General features: G+C 35.3%; 17 protein-coding genes. 10 read left to right on the top strand and 7 right to left on the bottom strand.

The annotated features are described in order from the left end of the window. Nucleotides 1-22: 22 nt before the first annotated feature. Nucleotides 23-580, bottom strand: a complete 558-nt coding sequence (locus J3U66_RS05205) for a YggT family protein (protein ID WP_267332497.1) — start codon at nucleotides 578-580, stop codon at nucleotides 23-25. 36 nt (nucleotides 581-616) lie between these two features. Next, on the bottom strand, nucleotides 617-1,318 hold the full coding sequence (locus J3U66_RS05200) for a YggS family pyridoxal phosphate-dependent enzyme (protein ID WP_267344858.1): 702 nt from the start codon (nucleotides 1,316-1,318) through the stop codon (nucleotides 617-619). Nucleotides 1,319-1,353: 35 nt separating this feature from the next. Here J3U66_RS05200 and J3U66_RS05195 point away from each other — a divergent pair, with 35 nt between their 5' ends. The 6 genes from J3U66_RS05195 to J3U66_RS05170 all read left to right on the top strand — a co-directional run bounded on the left by J3U66_RS05195 (nucleotide 1,354) and on the right by J3U66_RS05170 (nucleotide 6,879). Then, nucleotides 1,354-2,301 (top strand): type IV pilus twitching motility protein PilT, encoded by a 948-nt coding sequence (locus J3U66_RS05195; protein WP_267348269.1) that lies wholly within the window; start codon nucleotides 1,354-1,356, stop codon nucleotides 2,299-2,301. 267 nt (nucleotides 2,302-2,568) lie between these two features. After that, nucleotides 2,569-4,260, top strand: a complete 1,692-nt coding sequence (locus J3U66_RS05190) for a hypothetical protein (RefSeq protein ID WP_267348267.1) — start codon at nucleotides 2,569-2,571, stop codon at nucleotides 4,258-4,260. Nucleotides 4,261-4,493: 233 nt separating this feature from the next. After that, nucleotides 4,494-5,036: a hypothetical protein gene (locus J3U66_RS05185; RefSeq protein WP_267348265.1), complete on the top strand. Its 543-nt coding sequence runs from the start codon at nucleotides 4,494-4,496 to the stop codon at nucleotides 5,034-5,036. A 105-nt stretch (nucleotides 5,037-5,141) separates the two neighbouring features. Beyond that, nucleotides 5,142-5,951: a pyrroline-5-carboxylate reductase gene (gene proC, locus J3U66_RS05180; RefSeq protein WP_267332501.1), complete on the top strand. Its 810-nt coding sequence runs from the start codon at nucleotides 5,142-5,144 to the stop codon at nucleotides 5,949-5,951. A gap of 308 nt (nucleotides 5,952-6,259) precedes the next feature. After that, nucleotides 6,260-6,469: a cold shock domain-containing protein gene (locus J3U66_RS05175; RefSeq protein ID WP_267332502.1), complete on the top strand. Its 210-nt coding sequence runs from the start codon at nucleotides 6,260-6,262 to the stop codon at nucleotides 6,467-6,469. A 128-nt stretch (nucleotides 6,470-6,597) separates the two neighbouring features. After that, a complete protein-coding gene (locus J3U66_RS05170) occupies nucleotides 6,598-6,879 on the top strand; it encodes a DUF5339 domain-containing protein (RefSeq protein ID WP_267344861.1) in 282 nt (93 codons plus the stop codon). 15 nt (nucleotides 6,880-6,894) lie between these two features. Here the strand turns inward: J3U66_RS05170 and J3U66_RS05165 are convergent, their stop codons facing one another. The 3 genes from J3U66_RS05165 to J3U66_RS05155 all read right to left on the bottom strand — a co-directional run bounded on the left by J3U66_RS05165 (nucleotide 6,895) and on the right by J3U66_RS05155 (nucleotide 9,866). Continuing rightward, complete coding sequence (locus J3U66_RS05165) at nucleotides 6,895-7,380, bottom strand: thermonuclease family protein (RefSeq protein WP_267332504.1); 486 nt, start codon at nucleotides 7,378-7,380, stop codon at nucleotides 6,895-6,897. A 240-nt stretch (nucleotides 7,381-7,620) separates the two neighbouring features. Further along, nucleotides 7,621-8,142, bottom strand: coding sequence for a bifunctional 3-hydroxydecanoyl-ACP dehydratase/trans-2-decenoyl-ACP isomerase (gene fabA, locus J3U66_RS05160; protein WP_065634819.1), 522 nt, complete (start codon nucleotides 8,140-8,142; stop codon nucleotides 7,621-7,623). Between the two features lie 146 nt (nucleotides 8,143-8,288). Further along, a complete protein-coding gene (locus tag J3U66_RS05155) occupies nucleotides 8,289-9,866 on the bottom strand; it encodes an AAA family ATPase (RefSeq protein WP_416379535.1) in 1,578 nt (525 codons plus the stop codon). 385 nt (nucleotides 9,867-10,251) lie between these two features. Between J3U66_RS05155 and J3U66_RS05150 the strand changes: the two genes are divergently transcribed. Further along, nucleotides 10,252-12,024 (top strand): DUF3413 domain-containing protein, encoded by a 1,773-nt coding sequence (locus tag J3U66_RS05150; protein ID WP_267348263.1) that lies wholly within the window; start codon nucleotides 10,252-10,254, stop codon nucleotides 12,022-12,024. A gap of 20 nt (nucleotides 12,025-12,044) precedes the next feature. On the opposite strand, the gene lipA is transcribed toward J3U66_RS05150, so the two are convergent. Next, nucleotides 12,045-13,004, bottom strand: a complete 960-nt coding sequence (lipA, locus tag J3U66_RS05145) for a lipoyl synthase (RefSeq protein ID WP_267348262.1) — start codon at nucleotides 13,002-13,004, stop codon at nucleotides 12,045-12,047. 13 nt (nucleotides 13,005-13,017) lie between these two features. Further along, nucleotides 13,018-13,635 carry a lipoyl(octanoyl) transferase LipB gene (gene lipB, locus J3U66_RS05140; protein WP_267348261.1) on the bottom strand — a complete coding sequence of 206 codons (618 nt, stop codon included), beginning with the start codon at nucleotides 13,633-13,635 and terminating at the stop codon, nucleotides 13,018-13,020. Between the two features lie 376 nt (nucleotides 13,636-14,011). Between lipB and aceE the strand changes: the two genes are divergently transcribed. The 3 genes from aceE to lpdA are packed head-to-tail and all read left to right on the top strand — an operon-like array spanning nucleotide 14,012 to nucleotide 19,712. Then, nucleotides 14,012-16,678, top strand: coding sequence for a pyruvate dehydrogenase (acetyl-transferring), homodimeric type (gene aceE, locus J3U66_RS05135; protein ID WP_267348259.1), 2,667 nt, complete (start codon nucleotides 14,012-14,014; stop codon nucleotides 16,676-16,678). A 12-nt stretch (nucleotides 16,679-16,690) separates the two neighbouring features. Next, the gene (aceF, locus tag J3U66_RS05130) at nucleotides 16,691-18,271 is read left to right on the top strand and encodes a pyruvate dehydrogenase complex dihydrolipoyllysine-residue acetyltransferase (RefSeq protein ID WP_416379720.1); all 1,581 of its coding nucleotides are present in this window, start codon (nucleotides 16,691-16,693) and stop codon (nucleotides 18,269-18,271) included. A gap of 16 nt (nucleotides 18,272-18,287) precedes the next feature. Then, the gene (gene lpdA / locus J3U66_RS05125) at nucleotides 18,288-19,712 is read left to right on the top strand and encodes a dihydrolipoyl dehydrogenase (RefSeq protein WP_267332510.1); all 1,425 of its coding nucleotides are present in this window, start codon (nucleotides 18,288-18,290) and stop codon (nucleotides 19,710-19,712) included. The last annotated feature ends 63 nt before the right edge of the window (nucleotides 19,713-19,775 follow it).

Genomic DNA, 19,775 nt, shown 5'->3' with positions numbered 1-19,775 from the left:
ATACTCCCTTTTTTAAAAGCTTTTATAATATTAGCCAAATACTCCCGACCATATCGATGGCAAATAAATTCAAGAACATTAGAATAAAAATAAAAATCATAAATGAAATATCAATCATGCCAATAGGGGGAACAATGCGTCGAATGGGTGCGATAAAGGGTTCAGTCAACTCTGCCAGTAGCTCATCAGCAACCGATTGTCCACGGCTTACCCAACTTAGGATAGCTCTAAATAACAGTAACCAAAATAATAAATGACCAAAGGCGTGTATCATAGCAGCAACGGCATATGCTAAATACTCAGGGCTCCAAACTGGCGCATTAATCATGGCAAAATGTAAAATAAAAATAATTTTAACTAGCGCGACCAGATAGAAAATTAACCAGGTTGCACTATCAACTCTTCCTATTGACGGAATTACTTTACGTAATGGTCCAATAATGGGTTGAGAAATGCGAACTATAAATTGAGTAAATGGATTATGAAAATTAACTCTTACACTCTGCATCCATAGACGTAAAATGATCACATACAGACAAACAGTTAAAACAGCTCTTCCCAAGAAGATCAGTGATATCATTTAACACTCCTAAAAATTTTATAAGTTTGCAATATATCATAAATACTGCCTTGCGCCAAAGATCGCCGAGCCAATTCTAACCATAGTACTGCCTGCAACGATTGCTGCTTGCATATCAGCAGACATGCCCATAGATAATGTATCAAGAAATGGATAATCTATTTGTAGTGATTTTAAAAGTTGTTGCATCTGCTTAAATACATCTAATTGCTTGTTAAAATCATTCTCGATTTCAGGAATAGCCATCAAACCACGTAAATTCAAATTGGGTAATGCTATAACTTGCTTAACTAAGTCAGCGACTTGATTGGGTGCAATACCAGACTTGCTCGCTTCTTGACTTATATTTACTTGAATTAATACATTAAGTTTATTCATATTGGCAGGCCTTTGCTCATTTAATCGCTGAGCGATTTTAAAACGATCAATTGTGTGCATCCAATCAAAATTTTCTGCCACTAATTTTGTTTTGTTTGATTGTAATGGGCCAATAAAATGCCAAATTAAAGGGGCATTGGGCATATTTTGTTTAAAAAATTGAATTTTTTCGACGCCTTCTTGAACATAGTTTTCGCCAAAGGCAAACTGACCTGCGCTAATAGCTTGTTCGATTAATGTCACAGGTTTTGTTTTACTGACGGCAATTAGTTCAATGCTATTGGGATCTCTTTCGCATTCTAACGCAATATTTTTAATTTTGTTTTTAATGGTGAGTATATTGTCATGTACTGTATTCATGTGAATCCCGAATCAAAGTTAGTTGGAATAATTGAATGTTAAATTCATTTTTGGCTCTTAGTGTAACGCAAAATGCCTCTGATTTGCACCTTTCAAGTGGTGAAGCTGCCTGTATTCGAATCAATGGGCAATTACAATTTTTATCAGAACACAGGTTATCACCAATAAGTTTAGAGACTGAACTATTATCATTATTAACTGGCGATCAAAAACAACAATTATATCAAAATAAGCAAATTGACTTCGCTTATCAGGTAAATGACTTAGGCAGATTTAGAGTGAATATTTTTTATCAATATCGGGGAATCTCAGCCGTTTTTCGTATAATTAAACAACACATTCCGACCCTTGCCGAGATAAAGGCGCCTGAAATTTTTAAACAACTTATCAATTATGAAAGTGGTATTATTTTAATTACCGGTTCAACAGGGAGTGGTAAGTCAACCACACTAGCATCTTTAATTAATCACATTAATTTTAATCAATCAAAGCACATATTAACCTTAGAAGATCCGATTGAATTTATTTATCATAATCAAAAATCATTAATCCAACAAAGAGAGTTAACAAATTTGGATCAGACTGTTGATAGCCTTTTAAGGCAAGATCCTGACATAATATTGCTTGGGGAATTACGTAACAAAAAAGCTATCCAAACCGCATTAACAGTAGCTGAAACAGGACATTTAGTTTTTGCTACGTTGCATACAAATTCTGCTATTGAGACTATTAATCGTATTATTGATGTATTTGAAGACAGTTCACGAGATTTTATTCGTACTCAATTATCACATAGTTTAAAGGCAATAATAAGTCAGAAACTAGTCACCACCGATAATGGACGTAAAGCTTTATTTGAAGTACTGATTAACAACCCTGCTGTCAGTAATTTAATCAAAGAAGGCAAAGTTAAACACATTTATTCTTTAATGCAAACTGGACAACAATATGGCATGCAAATTATGCCCAAGCAGTTTGAATAGTTTAAAAAATTTACAAAAAATAGTATGTTACCAATTTAAAACTAAAATAGTTATCGGTTTATTGAGTTGATCATTTTTATAATTTTTATATTCTTTGCTAAGAAAATTATACAATTATATTATGATATATTTAAAAATATCTGGTATCATTTGCGAGCACTTAATTACTTAATCTAATTGAGTTTTATTAATTAAAAATCAACCTATTGAATTTTATGAAAAAAATTAAGTAAATCGCTACAGGGAGTGGCAAAAATATGTTAAAATGTGGTCTTAATCGGGCATCGGGCATCGGGCATCGGGCATCGGGCATCGGGCATCGGGCATCGGGATTTATTAGCGCATCAAGTCGTTAGCGGTCAGCATACTTTTCGATTTTTATTATCGAACTCATCACCCGTTCCTTTTATAATTTCTTTTTCTATTTATCTACTAACTATTTCAGTTTTATTGCCGCAGCAACTTACTAAAGCGACATTGTTTTATGCAAAACAATCATTATTAAGTAGATGGTTAATAAAAATAGTAATAACCAGCCCTCTACTTTCTTGTTTACTATTATTGTTATTAGTTGATACGGTGTTAATAAATTTGGCTTATGGTCTAACAACACAAACAGCGCAGGTAATAAATGGAAAAGGTCCTTATTTAAGTTTTGATAACGGAAAGACCGAGTCAAATACAGTTTTGCCATTATTATCGTTGACCTTACCAAATAACAAAGTGATATTGGCATCTGAAGATAATTCAAGTATGACTAATCCTATTTTAATGGATGGCGGCTCTGTCACATTTAATGATATAAAAACAAGCATACCTTTCACTAGTTACCCTTCAACCACGTTAGCGAATGTCATTGTGAAAAACAATTATTGGCGGGATGAGGATGGTGATAAACTTTTAACCATAACGGGGAATTTGAAGGTAAAGTGGGAAACAGCTAATGGTGATGATGTGACAAATTATGTCAAGTCAAATCCAAATTATCAGCTAAATGCGTGTCAATCACCGTATAAAATGACAATGAGTGCCGATAGTGGATCGTTAGTCACGACTTTTGGCTTACCAAGTATAAGTATATTCAGTGGTGGAAGCCATAGTTACTATCTAGATTATAACGTTCCGAAAGCATGTTTTGCTAAACCGAGTGTTATCAATGGTAGTGGTTTTTTTGCTGGTCCTTCAGAGCAATGGGATCCAACCAACGGTTTTAAATTACAGGATTTAAATCAACCCGAGTCTAATTTTCCAACGACGGGTTCAAATGGTTTGAATTTTTCATTAATAGTTGAGGGGATTTCTGCACAAGCAGTTATTTCAGCTAATGGTTCAGTGGTTAAACCAGAAGCAGGGGTAGGGGTAACTTTACAATTAACGCCTAAAAGTAGTAATTTGATTGATGTTACACTTATTGGCCCCAATAAAGATTCCGCAAGTAAGTGGTTTTCTCCAACTACATTTAAAATTTATGCGGATAATAAAAAGCAACTACTGTTGTATTCATTCAAGATATCCCGTTGGTTTATTGCTGATCCAAGTGGTGCTAGTGGGTTAGGGCAAGTTGATAGTGACTATGATAAAACCAAAAGTTTTTGCAATGGTTTATTATATTATCGAATACCAAGTGTTCGCGATTATACCAATGGCAATGGTAATGATTGGTATGGTGGTTTACCTAATTTCACTTATTTAGATTATCAAAGAAGAATTAGTTATAAAGATAGCTCAGCAAAATGGGTTGGTGGAATATTTAGTGAATGGGGTATGACTTATACTGATGAAGGCGAATATGCTGCTAGTGATTGGCGTTATTGGCATGGCTACTGGACCAGCGATATTTACAGTGATGGTAATCCATTTTATGTTGATCCTAGTTTGGTTGGTGGTGGTTCTGGTGTTAGCCATAAATTTCCTCAAAGTTATATTAATATTAGGGCAGCTTGTGTGAATAATTACTAATAACACTAGATCACTAATATTATTTATTTCAGCAGCTAACGGATTTAGATATAAAACATAATAAAACAATTAATCTTATGCTTGTAGTGCGAAGCACACCAAGCAAGTTGAAAAAAGGTTAATATGGCATAAGAACCTTATTGCGCAAAGCGCGGTAAGGTTCTAAAAATTTGAATAAATTTTAGTCATTAGCTGTTTTCAAATTCCAATGAATTATTAAAATTAGATATCAAATGAATACTCAAGAGAAAATCAATTTAACAGAAAATTGTTCAGCTGTGTGCTTTATTAAAGATAGTGGTTTATTTTGTAGACTTTATAATCAGTCAGCTTACATTGTTACTCAATTGCTTAAGCGTTCTTTAAAATTACAAGTTAAACAAATAAAAAAGCTAGATAATCAGTATGTGATTAGTTGTGGTTTACCAATAAAAAGTGTTTTTACTTATTTTCCTCAAGTCAATAAAACAGATTGGGGATATCAATTGAATGGCGAGTTTGATACCCATGCTTATCCAAAATGGCGGGCTGAGCAAATATTATTAGCAGAGAATAAAATTAAACAACAAAATATTGCTTTAATACCTGAGGATGTTATATCGCAAACTCATTTTAATTTATTAAATTTGTCTCAAACTTTCCGATTAACATCACATCAAATAGCTTATTTAATCAATCGCCCAATAACTAAATATCCGAGCTATACAGATAATCAGTTTTTGAACGAATTAAGACGTTGTTTAATCGGTAACTCTATTGAACAACAAAATGAATGATTTATTGATCAATCTAAAATAAACATAATCATAAAGTTTTGAACTTCAACTAAAAAGTACTCTATAATAATTAGATAAATCTTTCTTTGGTAGGAGTATAAGTAAATGGAACAAAAAATTGGATTTATCGGTTTAGGAAATATGGGGAATGCCATTTTACAAGGGATTTTATTAAGTAATATTGTTCCTGGATCTCAGCTTTATGTTTATGACCATCATCCAGAAAAAGGGCAACTCCTTAATCAAGAATATGCTGTTAATAATCTTAATTCTGAGCGTGAAGTTGCGCGTGAATCAGATATTGTTATTATTGCGGTTAAACCTAATGTCATTGTAGATGTATTGAACGATATTCAAAAAGAGTTAAAAAAGAATACAATTGTTATCTCAATTGCAGCCGGTGTAACTATTAAAACTATTGCTAAAAGCGTTGGTTATGAGCAAAAGATTATTCGAGTGATGCCAAATACGCCGGCATTAGTAAATGCGGCAATGTGCTCAATTACCCCTAACACTGAAGTGACAGACGATGAGTTAGCAATCGTGCAGTCGTTATTGAATTGTATTGGTGAAACCGAAGTTGTGCCTGAATATTTAATTGATGCGGTTGTTGGCGCTAGTGGATCTTCACCTGCATTTGTATTTATGTTTATTGAAGCGATTGCTGATGGCGCTGTTAAAGGTGGTTTGTCGAGAAAACAAGCTTATAAATTTGCAGCACAGACGGTGTTAGGATCGGCAAAACTGTTACTTAAAACCGGTAAACATCCAGGTGAATTAAAAGATATGGTTTGCTCGCCTGCTGGAACAACTATCGAAGGTGTACAAGTTCTTGAAGAAAAAGGATTTCGAGCGGCAGTAATCGATGCCGTAGAAGCAACAATCAAAAAATCGAAAGATCTGTCCGAAAAATAAATTGTTAAGTGTGACATATTACTCTAATAGAAATTCATTTTGTATTCCTTCCTGTTAGAGTAATGAAATGTTAAAAGTAAAACATTTCTTGCATTAAATCGGAATTTATGCGTTAATAGTTACCAGCATATAACATGCAGATTTATTTTGTAACATTTAGATATTCGCAGTTTGTAGTTTACTTTATATCAGGGATTCGTATTAGTTTTCTTCAGTCTCCTCTTCTTAGTGTTAATAAGTAGTCTAGGTTTTATGTTTTAAAGATGGCCGTCATCGGCTAAGATTAATTTATTTATAGGAAGATTGTTATGTCTAAGAAAACTGGTCAAGTTAAATGGTTTAATGAAAGTAAAGGTTTTGGTTTTATTTCGCCTGCAGATGGCAGCAAAGATGTATTTGTACACTTTTCAGCGATTTCTGGTGATGGCTTTAAAACGCTAGCTGAAGGTCAACAAGTAGAATTTTCTATCCAAGATAGTCCTCGTGGTCCAGCTGCTGCTGACGTTATTCTAATTTAAATACCTCCCATCATATCCTATCTTATCAGCAACTATTTGCTGGTAAGATCACAAGCAAAATAATTCTACATATACACTTTTAAAAAAAATCTTATAACATATCAATAGTAAAATAATATGAGGAAAAAATGAAAAAATTACTACTTACAATCTCATTACTGGGAATATCTTCTTTTGCCATGGCAGACCTATCAGCGTCTTGTAAAACTTATTTTGATAAAGTGGATAATTTAATTAAAGCCATTCCAGATAATGCAGCGACTAAACAACAAACGGATATGTTGAAACAAAATCTAGAATTGGGTAAAAAGCAAGTTATTGCAATGTCTCAAGCTGATCAAGAAAATGCTTGTAAGAAAGGATTAGAGGCATTAAAACAAGCAGAAGCTGCATTATCTTCTAAAAAATAATGCGCTAAAGTTGATTTATCGTTTATTACGATGTCGAAAATCCCAAGGGGCTATAGGATTTTTATCTTTCCAAAGCCCTTTTTTGTTTTGTTTGGCTTGCGTTTCTAATCTTACCATTTCTTGATTATTTGCTATCCCTTTATAACGGTAAGCCCAAGCATAGCCACTTTCAACCATCTTAGCATTGATATTTATCTTATTGGAAAATACAGTACCTAACGTTCGTTGATAGATATCTTTTTTACTCTCTTTTATAAAAACAGCTTTACCCGCAACAAGTGACGCTAAATATTTTCTCGACACATTGCCATAAGCTTGTTTTTTTTCGGGCGCATCGATATCTAACAATCTAACTCGAATTTTTTGTTTAGTGTTGGTTAATACATCAATTGTATCGCCATCAATCACTTTGACTACTTTGCCTGCAAAATCAGCATAAACAAAAGAACTGAATAAAAAAGAAAAAACAATAATAATAAAAAAACGTTTTAACAAAATCATATTTAAAAACTTAAAAAATAAACTTATTATGGCGATGACCAACAAATGATGAACTAGTTTATATTGTTATAAGGAATGTCATTTGATCATAGGCACAATAGATAACTAGGTTGAGCTGCAATGACAAATAGCAAAAACATGTTGTTATTAATGATACTCAATCAACCACTGTTGTCTAATAAATCGTTATTTTAGCCTTACAACTAGTGCGTTATAAGGCTAAGTAACCTTTATTATGAATTAAAATTCGCTGGTATCTTTAAATAATCCAACTTTTAAATCAGTTGCTTCATAAATTAATTTACCATCAACATAAACTTCGCCATCCCCAATTCCCATAATTAATTTACGGTTAATGACGCGTTTAAAATGAATTTTATAAGTCACTTTTTTATTTTTTGGCAGGATCTGACCTTTTAATTTTAATTCGCCAACACCCAGTGCGCGTCCTTTACCTTTACCACCAATCCAACCAAGATAAAAGCCGACTAATTGCCATAATGCATCTAAGCCTAAACAACCAGGCATCACAGGATCGTTTTTAAAGTGACATTTAAAGAACCATAAATCAGGATTGATATCGAATTCTGCTTCAACATAACCTTTACTATAGTTACCGCCATCTTCATTCATTTCAATCACACGATCCATCATTAACATTAGATCAGAAGGTAAAGGAGGACCATCATGACCAAATAATTCACTATTGCCTGATTTAATCAAATCTGCTTTATCATACGAAGATTTACGTTCAAATGTCATAAAAAAACCTTTTATTTGTTGTTATTACTTCATGGTCAAAATAACGGTATTATTCATATCCATGTTATAAAAATAGATAGTGTTTAAACAGTATCAGTTTAACTCATTAATTAATGAGATTTTGCTTTAAAGTGTATTGGTTATTATTATTTTTTGCAATATTTTTGCCATCTACTCAACCAACTGTCGTGTTTTTTATCTTGCACTAACAGTGACTGCATGCGTGCCTGAATCAATTTGTATAAGCTAATACCATGCTCATCTTTATAGGGAATACCCGTTAGTAAATACAAGGCATCGGCAATATGCTCAACTGCCCAAATTGAAAATTTATTTTCTATCACTGCATTAATCACTTCATCGCTTAAACTCAAATGGCGTTGGTTACTGGCGGGAATAATGACTCCTTGTTGGCCAGTTAAGCCTTGATGCTGACAAACGGCAAAAAAACCTTCTATTTTTTCATTTACCCCACCAATTGACTGTACATGACCAAACTGATCAACCGAACCGGTAACAGCTAATTGTTGATCGATAGGTTGATTGGATAATGCACTAATGAGTGCACAAAATCCAGCCAGTGAAGCACTATCACCATCGATTTCACTATAAGATTGTTCGAACACTAAAGATGTTGAAAAAGGTAATTGATGATTTATCGCAAATTCTGACATCATAAATGCTTGCATTATCATCATTCCTTTAGAATGAATGTTACCTGCAAGGTCAGTTTTACGTTCAATATCAATCAATTCACCATCACCAAAATGAATAATGCAGCTTAAACGAGAGGGTTCCCCTATGGCTCTTGGATAACCCGGATATTCAATGACAGATAACCCATTTATTTGCCCAACAACCTGATCTTTGGTATTAATCATTATCTGGTTGGTAAATATTTCATCATAAAACCGCTCAGTTAAATAACTTTCGCGCCAAAGTTTTTGCTTGATTGACTTGATTATAGCTGACTCATCAATGACACTATTTTCCATATAATGGGCTGCATTAACTAATAGGGTGTAAACCCAATCAACTGCCATAGGAAGATAAAATTGATCACCGGTATAACGTGTTGCCTCTTTATATAACTTAGTGAATGCTGATTTATCAATATGTGGTAAGTTTTGATTCTCAGCTATAAATTCTAAGTAACTAAACCACTGTTCTATCTGTAAAGAGGCGTTAACGGCTAATTCGTTTTCAAACTCACTATAAATTGAAGTGGAGTAAAACTCGGGATCGAGATCTTGTAATTCGGTTAAGCTTAATCTATCACCGACTAAAATAATGCGTAAATCAAGAGGCATTTTTGGAATAGCAATAGGCAATGGGTGTAATTCATCGGCAGAAAACCATTCAAACTCTTGTTTTATCACCATCTGTTTTAATTTAAACCACATAGATGGTTGGGCAAGTAACGAGCGGAGTCCTAAAATCAAAAAACCGCCATTGGCTTGATGAACTAAACCTGCTTGTAATTTGATAGGATCATTTTCCGGTTGTCGAACGCAGCCTAATAGCATTTCACTATCGAAAGATAGGGCTGTTAAACACGTATCTTGAACAGCAAAGTTATCTTGTTTACTTTTGGCTTTTGTTAGCGTGATTTTGTTATCATTGATATAGTAACTAAAGCCTAAAATAGAGGTTGAAATACTAGGTTTAATTGCTTGTTTAAATAGACGAAAAAACAGTTCGCTTTCTGTCCCTTTTAGGAGCATAAACCGAGGGGTATAAGCTTGCTTTTGCTTTGGGCACAATAGTGAAAAGGCATCGGCAATTCGTGGTTGCCATGTTAATAAATTATTTACCTCTTTAGTGGCTAAATCAGTAGGTATCTTTTTATTATTAACGATGATTTCGATTTGTTTTAAATCTGGTTGAAGCTGTTGTGCTTCGAGTTGTTTGATTGCCAAAATGAGTATCTTTTTTGTTAGCCAAATAAATCTATAAATTATAGCAAGTATCGATTGTAACGCCAACAAATTACCGAGATCTTTATGCTAACAAATAAAAAATTTACAGAAAGATTTTTCAAAATCAGGTAAACTATGCCGTAAATTAATAGTTACTAATCATTGTTATCATCATTGCCAACAATTAAATATGCTCAAACTTAAAAATAATCATTTTAAAGATGAACAAGTTTCACAAATTGTGAGCTGGGGACACTGGTTTACATTATTTAATATTTTTGTCGTAATTATTCTTGGTAGTCAATACTTGATGATTGCGGATTGGCCTCGCACATTTATGGGAAGATTTTATGCTATTATTAGTGCGATTGGGCATTTTAGTTTTTTGACTTTTATTGCTTACTTGATTTTACTTTTTCCATTAAGCTTTTTTATTTATTCATCAAGGTGGCAACGCATCATTGCAACAATTACAGCTACCTTAGGTATTACCTTACTTTTAATTGATATTGACGTTTTTTCGCATTTTCGAATGCATCTTAATTTATCGATTTGGCAATTGCTAACTACGCAAAAGGCTTCTTTTTTAAGTACTGCATTTATTCTTATTCCGTTTATCCTCTTTATTGAGATTTTATTTGCAATCTGGAGCTGGAAAAAGTTACGTAGCCTTACTAAACGTAAACGATTTGCAAAGCCAGTTGTCCTTATATTTATTCTTTGCTTTATTTCTTCCCATCTTATTCATATTTGGGCTGATGCTAATTTTTATCGACCAATAACCATGCAGCGTTCAAGCTTGCCGCTGTCTTATCCGCTTACCGCGAGGCATTTTCTTGAGCGTTATGGTTTTATTGAGCAAAATGATTATCGTAATCGGGTTATTCAAGAAGGTAATCCATTCGCGCTTGCAATTGAGTATCCACTTGGGCGTATCACATTTGATACCGAACAACAGATGAAAAATGTGGTAATGATTGCTATAGATGGATGGAATTATGATTTGCTTGATGACACTATGCCTGCGTTAAATAAATTTGCGCAAAACAGCCTCTTTTTTACTAATCATTATGGTGCAAGCAATCAGTCATATTTAAATGATTTTTCACTGTTTTATGGGTTAGATCCCAATTATTACAACAGTATTTTAGCGAGTCACAAAACTTCGGCTTTAATTGATGCAGTAATAAAACAACATTATAATTTAGGTTTATTTTCGGCCGATGGTTTTGCCGAACCTCTTTATCGTTATGCATTACTCTCTAATTTTACCTTACCTGAACCTAAAAAACAGACTAATCGACAAGTCACTGATAACTGGATGGCATGGCATGACAAACAAAACGAATTGGACAACCATGCACCTTTATTTTCTGTCATTCAATATTCACTGGGTTCTAAAAATAAAAACGTACCGATAACTGAATTAAAAACTGAGGCAAAAAAATTAGATCAGTATTTAGAATCGATAATTAGTTACTTAAAATTATCAAATTCATTTGATAATACGATTATTGTTATCACTGGATCGAATGACATTAAGATTAATGAAAATTTGAAAATTGCATTACGTGATAATACAAAGAGTTTTAGTCGGGAATCACTAAAAGTACCATTAATTATTTCTTGGCCAAATAAAGAGGCCAAACAAATAAGTGATGTAACTACGCAAACTGATATTTTAAGTACATTAATGCAAGAAGCATTCAATGTTACCACACCACCTCAACAATATAGTCAAGGTAAAAACTTATTTGATCAAAAATCTAGACAATGGATCATTGCTGGCAATGAAAGCGAAATAGCCGCGCTTTATAGTGATAAAACCGTTGTTCTTGATGAATTTGGGCGCTCAAAAATTTATGATTTAAACGATAAATTAGAAAAAGATCAGAAGATAAGTTTACCAATATTCTTACAAATTGTAACCGAGAATCGCCGGTTTATGGTTTTTGATGATTAAGAGTAAAAAAAGGGTGAAGATTACTTCACCTCTTTCCCCATTGCTTGTAAATCGGCATGATAAGATGAACGAACGAATGGACCACTCGCCGCATGGGTAAATCCCATATTTAATGCGATTTGTTTTAACTCATCAAATTCTTCCGGTGGCACATAACGCTCAACCGGTAGATGATATTTGCTTGGTTGTAGATATTGACCTAACGTTAGCATAGTTACGCCATGGGTACGAAGGTCTTTTAATACTTGAATCAGTTCTTCATTAGTTTCACCAAGTCCTACCATTAAACCAGATTTTGTGGGTATTTCAGGATGTCTTTCTTTAAAAGCGGCTAATAATTTTAGTGAACCTTGATAACTGGCACCAGGACGAATTTTTTTATAAAGGCGTGGAATATTTTCTAAATTATGATTAAACACATCTGGTGGATTTTCACTTAACACCTTAACCGCTTCATCAATGCAACCACGAAAATCTGGGGTCAAAGTTTCAACTTTAATATTAGGGCTTAATGCTCTAATTTCTTTGGTACACGAAGCAAAATGGCTCGCGCCGCCATCTTTAAGATCATCACGATCTACCGAGGTAATTACTACATAACGCAGTCTCATTTCTTCTATAGTTTTAGCTAATTTTATGGGTTCTTCACGATCTGGCGGTAAAGGTCGTCCGTGTGCAACGTCGCAAAATGGGCAACGACGAGTACAAATATCGCCTAAAATCATAAAAGTCGCCGTTCCATGATTAAAGCACTCAGCTAAGTTAGGACAAGAAGCCTCTTCACAAACTGAATGTAAACCATGTTTGCGCATGGTATTTTTAATATGCGAAATGTTATCAGAATGAACTGGTAATTTGATTTTCATCCATTCCGGTTTTTTTAGTGGCGCAGCGTCTTGTATTGTAATAGTTGGGATTAATCGTGTTTTATCAGCATCACGATATTTTGAGCTTCTAATTATTGTTTCATTATTTTGCATAATTTATATCTTATTAGTTTGTTAACTGCTTGATGAAATTATTGGTTAACAATTGTTTTATTTTTTTACGATCAATTGGCGAGACATATTCTTTTAATTGTGTCATTTGTAATCCGGCATAACCACAAGGATTGATATTTTTAAACGGTCCAAGGTCCATATCAATATTTAATGCAAGCCCATGTAATGTGCAACCTTTTTTAATATGTAACCCGAGTGAACAGATTTTCTTGTTATTGATATACACGCCCGGCGCATCGGCTTTAGCGTAAGCTATAATACCATAGTGTTGCAAAGTATCGATGACACTCTTTTCCAAATAACTGACAATATCACGAATACCGATCTTACGTCGTTTCAAATCAAATAATATATACATAATCTGCTGACCAGGTGCGTGATAGGTAATTTGTCCGCCGCGATCAGTTTGTACAATCGGAATATCTGTTTTGCATAACAAATGTTCTGGCTTACCAACTTTTCCTTGTGTAAAAACAGGGTAGTGCTCAACTAACCAAATTTCATCCAATGTTTGTTCATTGCGATTAAGCGTAAATTCATGCATGGCTTGATAAGTTTGCAGGTAGGGCTGTATATCTAAATCCTGAATAATAATATCTTCTGCTTTCATCTTCACTGTAGCGTTTATCTGCCATTTTTATCAAAATCTTACATCTATATATCAGATTTTACTATAACTTGACAATACATAGCTAATCACGGTATAACCAATCCCATTAATTCAGATAAATTAATTTTTATTAAATTTGATTTATATCAATTGATTATGGGTTTATTTAAATTAATAATTGAAATGGTTGATTAATTTGATAGGAATTAACATTCTTTTCTAAACTATGGTTTGCTTTACTTTTTCTTTGAAAATGGCAGACTTATACTAAATAAGCTCCGTAATGCAGAGTAGAAGGTTATAAGTTAGTTATGGCTTAAGTTATAGCTAAGGATAGCAAAAGCTGCATTTTTTTTAACAAAAAAGAGGTTTTTATATGTCGGACATGCAAGTGAATGATATCGATCCTATTGAAACACAAGATTGGCTAAAAAGTCTTGATTCAATTATTCGTGAAGAAGGCATCGAACGTGCACAATATATTATTGAACAAATAGTCAATAAAGCCAAAGATGGTGGTGTTCCTTTACTTTTTGGTTCTTCAACCAGTAATTATATCAATACCATCCCTGTAGAAGAGGAGCCAGCATATCCGGGGGATTGGGAAATTGAAAGACGCATTCGTTCAATTGTTCGTTGGAATGCTATTATGATGGTACTTAGAGCGTCTAAAAAGGATTTAGAGCTTGGCGGTCATATGGCATCATTTCAGTCTGCTGCTACATTTTATGAAGTTTGTTTTAACCACTTTTTCCGTGCCAGAAATGAGAAAGATGGTGGTGACTTAATTTATTTCCAAGGTCATATCTCACCGGGAATTTATTCACGTGCATTTATTGAAGGTCGTTTGACTGAAGAACAATTAGATAATTTCCGTCAAGAAGTTCATGGTAAAGGCCTATCATCTTATCCTCATCCAAAATTAATGCCTGAATTCTGGCAATTCCCAACTGTTTCTATGGGATTAGGTCCGGTTAGTGCGATTTTCCAAGCTCGATTCTTAAAATATCTAAACCATCGTGGGCTTAAAGATACTTCAGAACAAACTGTCTATGCATTTTTAGGTGATGGTGAAATGGATGAGCCAGAATCAAAAGGGGCAATCACAGTTGCAACCCGTGAAAAACTAGACAATTTAGTTTTTGTTATCAACTGTAATTTACAACGCTTAGATGGTCCTGTTACTGGTAATGGTAAAATTATCAATGAACTCGAAGGTGTATTTGCTGGTGCGGGTTGGAATGTTATTAAAGTGCTTTGGGGTGATCGTTGGGATAAATTATTACAAAAAGATAAATCAGGTAAATTAATCCGTCTAATGAACGAAACACTTGATGGTGATTACCAAACATTAAAATCTAAAGATGGTGCTTATGTTCGTGAACACTTCTTTGGTAAATACCCTGAAACCGCAGCCTTAGTTAAAGATATGTCTGATGAAGAGATCTTTAGATTAAATCGAGGTGGTCAAGATCCATCTAAAATGTTTGCTGCATTTATGCGAGCAAAACAGACTAAAGATCGACCAACTGTAATTTTAGCTCATACTATTAAAGGTTATGGTATGGGTGAAGCGGCTGAAGCGAAAAATATTGCTCACCAAGTTAAAAAAATGAATATGGATGGTGTTCGTCATGTTCGTGATTTCTTTAATATTCCTGTGACTGACGATGCACTTGAAAAATTACCTTATATTAAATTTGAAGAACATACACCTGAATACAAATATATCCATGAACGTCGTAATGCGCTGCATGGCTATGTTCCGTCAAGATTAACTAAGTTCTCTGGAACAGTTTCTATTCCACCATTAAGTGAGTTTGCGCCATTACTTGAAGCACAAACTAAAGAAATTTCAACAACAATTGCGTTTGTTCGTGCTCTTAACATCATGCTTAAGGACAAAGAGTTAGCACCACGTTTAGTGCCAATTCTCGCTGATGAAGCACGTACTTTTGGTATGGAAGGCTTATTCCGTCAAATTGGTATCTATAATCCACATGGACAACAATATACCCCACAAGATAGAGAACAAGTCGCTTACTATCGTGAAGATGAAAAAGGTCAGATTTTACAAGAAGGAATCAATGAATGTGGTGCGACAGCTTCTTGGATTGCTGCTGCAACTTCATATAGTACTAATGATTTCCCAATGATTCCATTCTATATTTATTACTCAATGTTTGGTTTCCAACGCATTGGTGATTTAATGTGGGCAGCTGGCGATCAACAAGCTCGCGGATTTATGATCGGTGGTACATCTGGACGCACAACCCTAAATGGGGAAGGCTTACAACACCAAGATGGTCATAGCCATATTCAAGCTTTAACTATCCCGAATTGTATCTCTTATGATCCTGCATATGCTTATGAAGTCGCTGTTATAATGCAAGATGGCTTACGTCGTATGTATGGCGAACAAGAAAATGTTTACTACTACATCACAACTCTTAACGAAAATTATGCGCAACCAGCGATGCCAGAAGGTGCAGAAGAGGGGATCCGTCGAGGTATTTATAAACTTGATACCGTTGCAGGTCAAGCAGGCAAACCAACTGTTCAGTTATTAGGTTCAGGCTCTATATTACGCCATGTTCGTGATGCGGCTGATATCCTAGCGAAAGATTATGGAGTTAACTCAGAAGTTTACAGTGTAACATCATTTACCGAGCTTGCTCGCGATGGACAAGATTGTGAACGTTACAATATGTTACATCCAAGTGAAACACCAAAAGTGCCTTATGTTGCACAGGTGATGAATAATAATCCAGCGGTTGTGTCAACTGACTATATGAAACTGTTTGCTGAACAAATCCGCGGTTTTGTTCCTGCCGAAAGCTACCGAGTATTAGGTACTGATGGCTTTGGTCGCAGTGATAGTCGAGAAAACTTGCGCCATCATTTTGAGGTAGATGCATCTTATGTTGTTGTTGCTGCATTGGGTGAACTTGCTAAACGTGGTGATATTCAAGCTAGTGTGGTTGAAGAAGCCATCAAAAAATTTGAAATCAACCCAGATAAACTCAACCCACGTATTGCATAAGAGGTAAAAAGAATGAGTATAGAAATAAAATTACCCGACATTGGTGGTGATGAAGTTGAAGTAACCGAAATTTTGGTCAAAGTCGGTGATAAAGTTGCTGTTGACGATAATATTATGACTGTTGAAGGTGATAAAGCGTCAATGGAAATTCCTGCACCACAAGCAGGCGTTGTAAAATCTATCATTGTGAAAGTTGGTGACAAAGTAAAAACTGGCGTTGCAATTATGGAATTTGATGAAGATGGTGCAAGTGCACCAGCTACCAAAGAAGAGCCAAAATCAGCGCCTGCTGCTCCAGCCGCAAGTCAAATTGTTGATGTCAATGTACCTGATATTGGTGGTGATGAGGTTGAAGTCACTGAAATTTCGGTTAAAGTTGGTGATAGCGTAGCAATCGATGATAACATCATCACTGTTGAAGGCGATAAAGCATCAATGGAAGTGCCTGCAACCGTTGCTGGTGTTGTTAAAAACATTGTTGTTAAAGTTGGCGATAAAGTTAAAACTGGTTCTAAAATAATGGAATTTGAAACGGCAGCATCGACTGCACCAGCGAAAGCTGAAAGTTCAGCGCCAGTATCAACACCAGCTCAAGTAGCTCCGGCGCCTGCAACAGTAGCTGAGCCGGCTAAGGCATCAGCTCCAGCAACCACGGGCAATGATTTTGTTGAAAATGATGCTTATGCACATGCAACACCATCGGTTCGTCGTTTAGCTCGCGAATTTGGCGTTAATCTTGCTAAAGTGACACCAACAGGTCCTAAACATCGTATTTTACGTGAAGATATTCAAGCTTATGTTAAAAATGCGGTTAAACAAGTTGAAAGTGGCAATGCAGGTGGTGCATTACCTGGCTTACTACCATGGCCAAAAGTTGATTTCAGTAAATTTGGTGAAGTAGAATCATTACCATTAACTAAGATTCAAAAAGTATCAGGTGCTAATTTACATCGCAACTGGGTCATGATTCCGCATGTTACTGAATTTGATGAAACAGATATTACTGATCTAGAAGCATTTCGTAAGCAACAAAATGCTGAAGCTGATAAGAAAAAACTTGATCTTAAGATCACACCACTTGTATTTATTATGAAGGCGGTAGCAAGTGCGTTAACGGCTTACCCACGCTTTAACAGTTCATTATCTGAAGATGCACAAACCTTAATCATTAAAAAATACATTAATATTGGGGTAGCGGTTGATACGCCAAATGGTTTAGTAGTGCCGGTATTTAAAGATGTGAATAAAAAAGGTATTGTTGAACTTTCACGTGAACTGGCTGAAATTTCTAAAAAAGCGCGTGACGGTAAATTAACAGGTTCAGACATGCAAGGTGGTTGTTTTACTATTTCTAGCCTAGGTGGAATTGGTACCACTTCATTTACTCCAATTGTAAATGCGCCTGAAGTCGGAATTTTAGGGGTATCACGCTCTACTATGAAACCTGTTTGGAATGGTAAAGAGTTTACACCACGCTTAATGTTACCATTGTCATTATCATTTGATCACCGTGTGATTGATGGTGCTGACGGTGCACGCTTCTTAAGCCATATTGTTAACGTATTATCCGACTTACGTCGTTTAGTGATGTAGTGGAGGAAAATAGATTATGAGTCAAGAAGTTAAAACACAACTTGTAGTTTTAGGTGCAGGGCCAGCGGGATATTCCGCTGCGTTCCGCGCAGCCGATCTTGGTTTAGATGTCACCTTAGTTGAACGTTACTCAACGCTAGGTGGGGTGTGTCTGAACGTCGGTTGTATTCCTTCCAAAGCATTACTGCATGTTGCTAAAGTAATGGATGAAGCCAAATCATTAACTGAGCATGGTATTCATTTTGGTACCCCAAAACTTGAATTAGATAAAGTACGCGGTTGGAAAGAGAAAGTTATTAATCAGCTCACTAATGGATTAGCGGGTATGGCTAAAATGCGTAAAGTGAACGTAATTCAAGGTGAAGCGCAATTTACTGGCAGTCATACTATGGATGTGACATCGTCAAAAGGCATTACCAAAATTACCTTTGATAATGCGATTATTGCTGCTGGTTCTCGCCCAATTACATTACCATTCATTCCTCATGAAGATCCGCGTATTTGGGATTCAACCGATGCATTAGCATTAACCACCATTCCTAAAAAATTATTATTAATGGGTGGGGGAATTATTGGACTTGAAATGGGTACTGTTTATCATGCCCTAGGTTCAGAAGTGGATGTGGTTGAAATGTTTGACCAAGTGATTCCTGCGGCTGATAAGGATGTGGTTAAAGTCTTCACTAAACAAATCCAGAAGAAGTTTACCCTAAGACTGGAAACTAAAGTCACTACCGTTGAAGCAAAACATGATGCCATTTATGTCACCATGGAGAAAAAAGACGGAACGACCGAAACGCATACCTATGATGCTGTGTTAGTCGCAATTGGACGTACACCAAATGGTAAACTAATTGGCGCTGAAAAAGCTGGCGTAAATGTTACCGATCGTGGCTTTATCGAAGTTGACAAACAAATGCGCACTAATGTACCGCATATTTATGCGATAGGTGACGTAGTGGGTCAACCAATGCTTGCGCATAAAGGTGTGCATGAAGGGCATGTTGCTGCTGAAGTAATTGCCGGTAAAAAACACTTCTTCGATCCAAAAACTATTCCTTCAATTGCATACACTGAACCTGAAGTAGCTTGGGTTGGTTTAACTGAAAAAGAAGCAAAAGCTAAAGGTATTGATTACGAAGTAGCAATCTTCCCATGGTCAGCATCAGGACGCGCGATTGCTTCTGATTGTTCAGAGGGTATGACAAAACTGATCTTCAATAAAGCTGATAATCGCTTACTTGGTGGAGCAGTTGTCGGTGTGAATGGTGGAGAGTTGCTAGGTGAAATCACTTTAGCTGTTGAAATGGGATGTGATGCAGAAGATATTGCATTAACTATTCATGCTCATCCGACATTACATGAATCGATCGGTTTAGCGTCCGAAATTTATGAAGGATCGGTAACCGATCTACCGAATGTAAAAGCGAAGAAAAAATAGTTTTATTTTGATGTTTTTGTATCTAAATTTATGCCGTTAGATAGCTAACGGCATTTTTTTGCA

The organism is Gilliamella sp. B2969 (assembly GCF_026536195.1).
Taxonomy (GTDB): Bacteria; Pseudomonadota; Gammaproteobacteria; order Enterobacterales; family Orbaceae; genus Gilliamella.
Note: the sequence above shows the minus strand (reverse complement) of the source record. Positions and strands in the feature narration are given on the sequence as shown.

Coding starts and splice junctions, on each gene's coding strand:
- J3U66_RS05205 (WP_267332497.1), bottom strand. CDS start 580: ATGATATCACTGATCTTCTTGGGAAGAGCTGTTTTAACTGTTTGTCTG.
- J3U66_RS05200 (WP_267344858.1), bottom strand. CDS start 1,318: ATGAATACAGTACATGACAATATACTCACCATTAAAAACAAAATTAAA.
- J3U66_RS05195 (WP_267348269.1), top strand. CDS start 1,354: ATGTTAAATTCATTTTTGGCTCTTAGTGTAACGCAAAATGCCTCTGAT.
- J3U66_RS05185 (WP_267348265.1), top strand. CDS start 4,494: ATGAATACTCAAGAGAAAATCAATTTAACAGAAAATTGTTCAGCTGTG.
- proC (WP_267332501.1), top strand. CDS start 5,142: ATGGAACAAAAAATTGGATTTATCGGTTTAGGAAATATGGGGAATGCC.
- J3U66_RS05175 (WP_267332502.1), top strand. CDS start 6,260: ATGTCTAAGAAAACTGGTCAAGTTAAATGGTTTAATGAAAGTAAAGGT.
- J3U66_RS05170 (WP_267344861.1), top strand. CDS start 6,598: ATGAAAAAATTACTACTTACAATCTCATTACTGGGAATATCTTCTTTT.
- J3U66_RS05165 (WP_267332504.1), bottom strand. CDS start 7,380: ATGATTTTGTTAAAACGTTTTTTTATTATTATTGTTTTTTCTTTTTTA.
- fabA (WP_065634819.1), bottom strand. CDS start 8,142: ATGACATTTGAACGTAAATCTTCGTATGATAAAGCAGATTTGATTAAA.
- J3U66_RS05155 (WP_416379535.1), bottom strand. CDS start 9,866: ATGCTCCTAAAAGGGACAGAAAGCGAACTGTTTTTTCGTCTATTTAAA.
- J3U66_RS05150 (WP_267348263.1), top strand. CDS start 10,252: ATGCTCAAACTTAAAAATAATCATTTTAAAGATGAACAAGTTTCACAA.
- lipA (WP_267348262.1), bottom strand. CDS start 13,004: ATGCAAAATAATGAAACAATAATTAGAAGCTCAAAATATCGTGATGCT.
- lipB (WP_267348261.1), bottom strand. CDS start 13,635: ATGAAAGCAGAAGATATTATTATTCAGGATTTAGATATACAGCCCTAC.
- aceE (WP_267348259.1), top strand. CDS start 14,012: ATGTCGGACATGCAAGTGAATGATATCGATCCTATTGAAACACAAGAT.
- aceF (WP_416379720.1), top strand. CDS start 16,691: ATGAGTATAGAAATAAAATTACCCGACATTGGTGGTGATGAAGTTGAA.
- lpdA (WP_267332510.1), top strand. CDS start 18,288: ATGAGTCAAGAAGTTAAAACACAACTTGTAGTTTTAGGTGCAGGGCCA.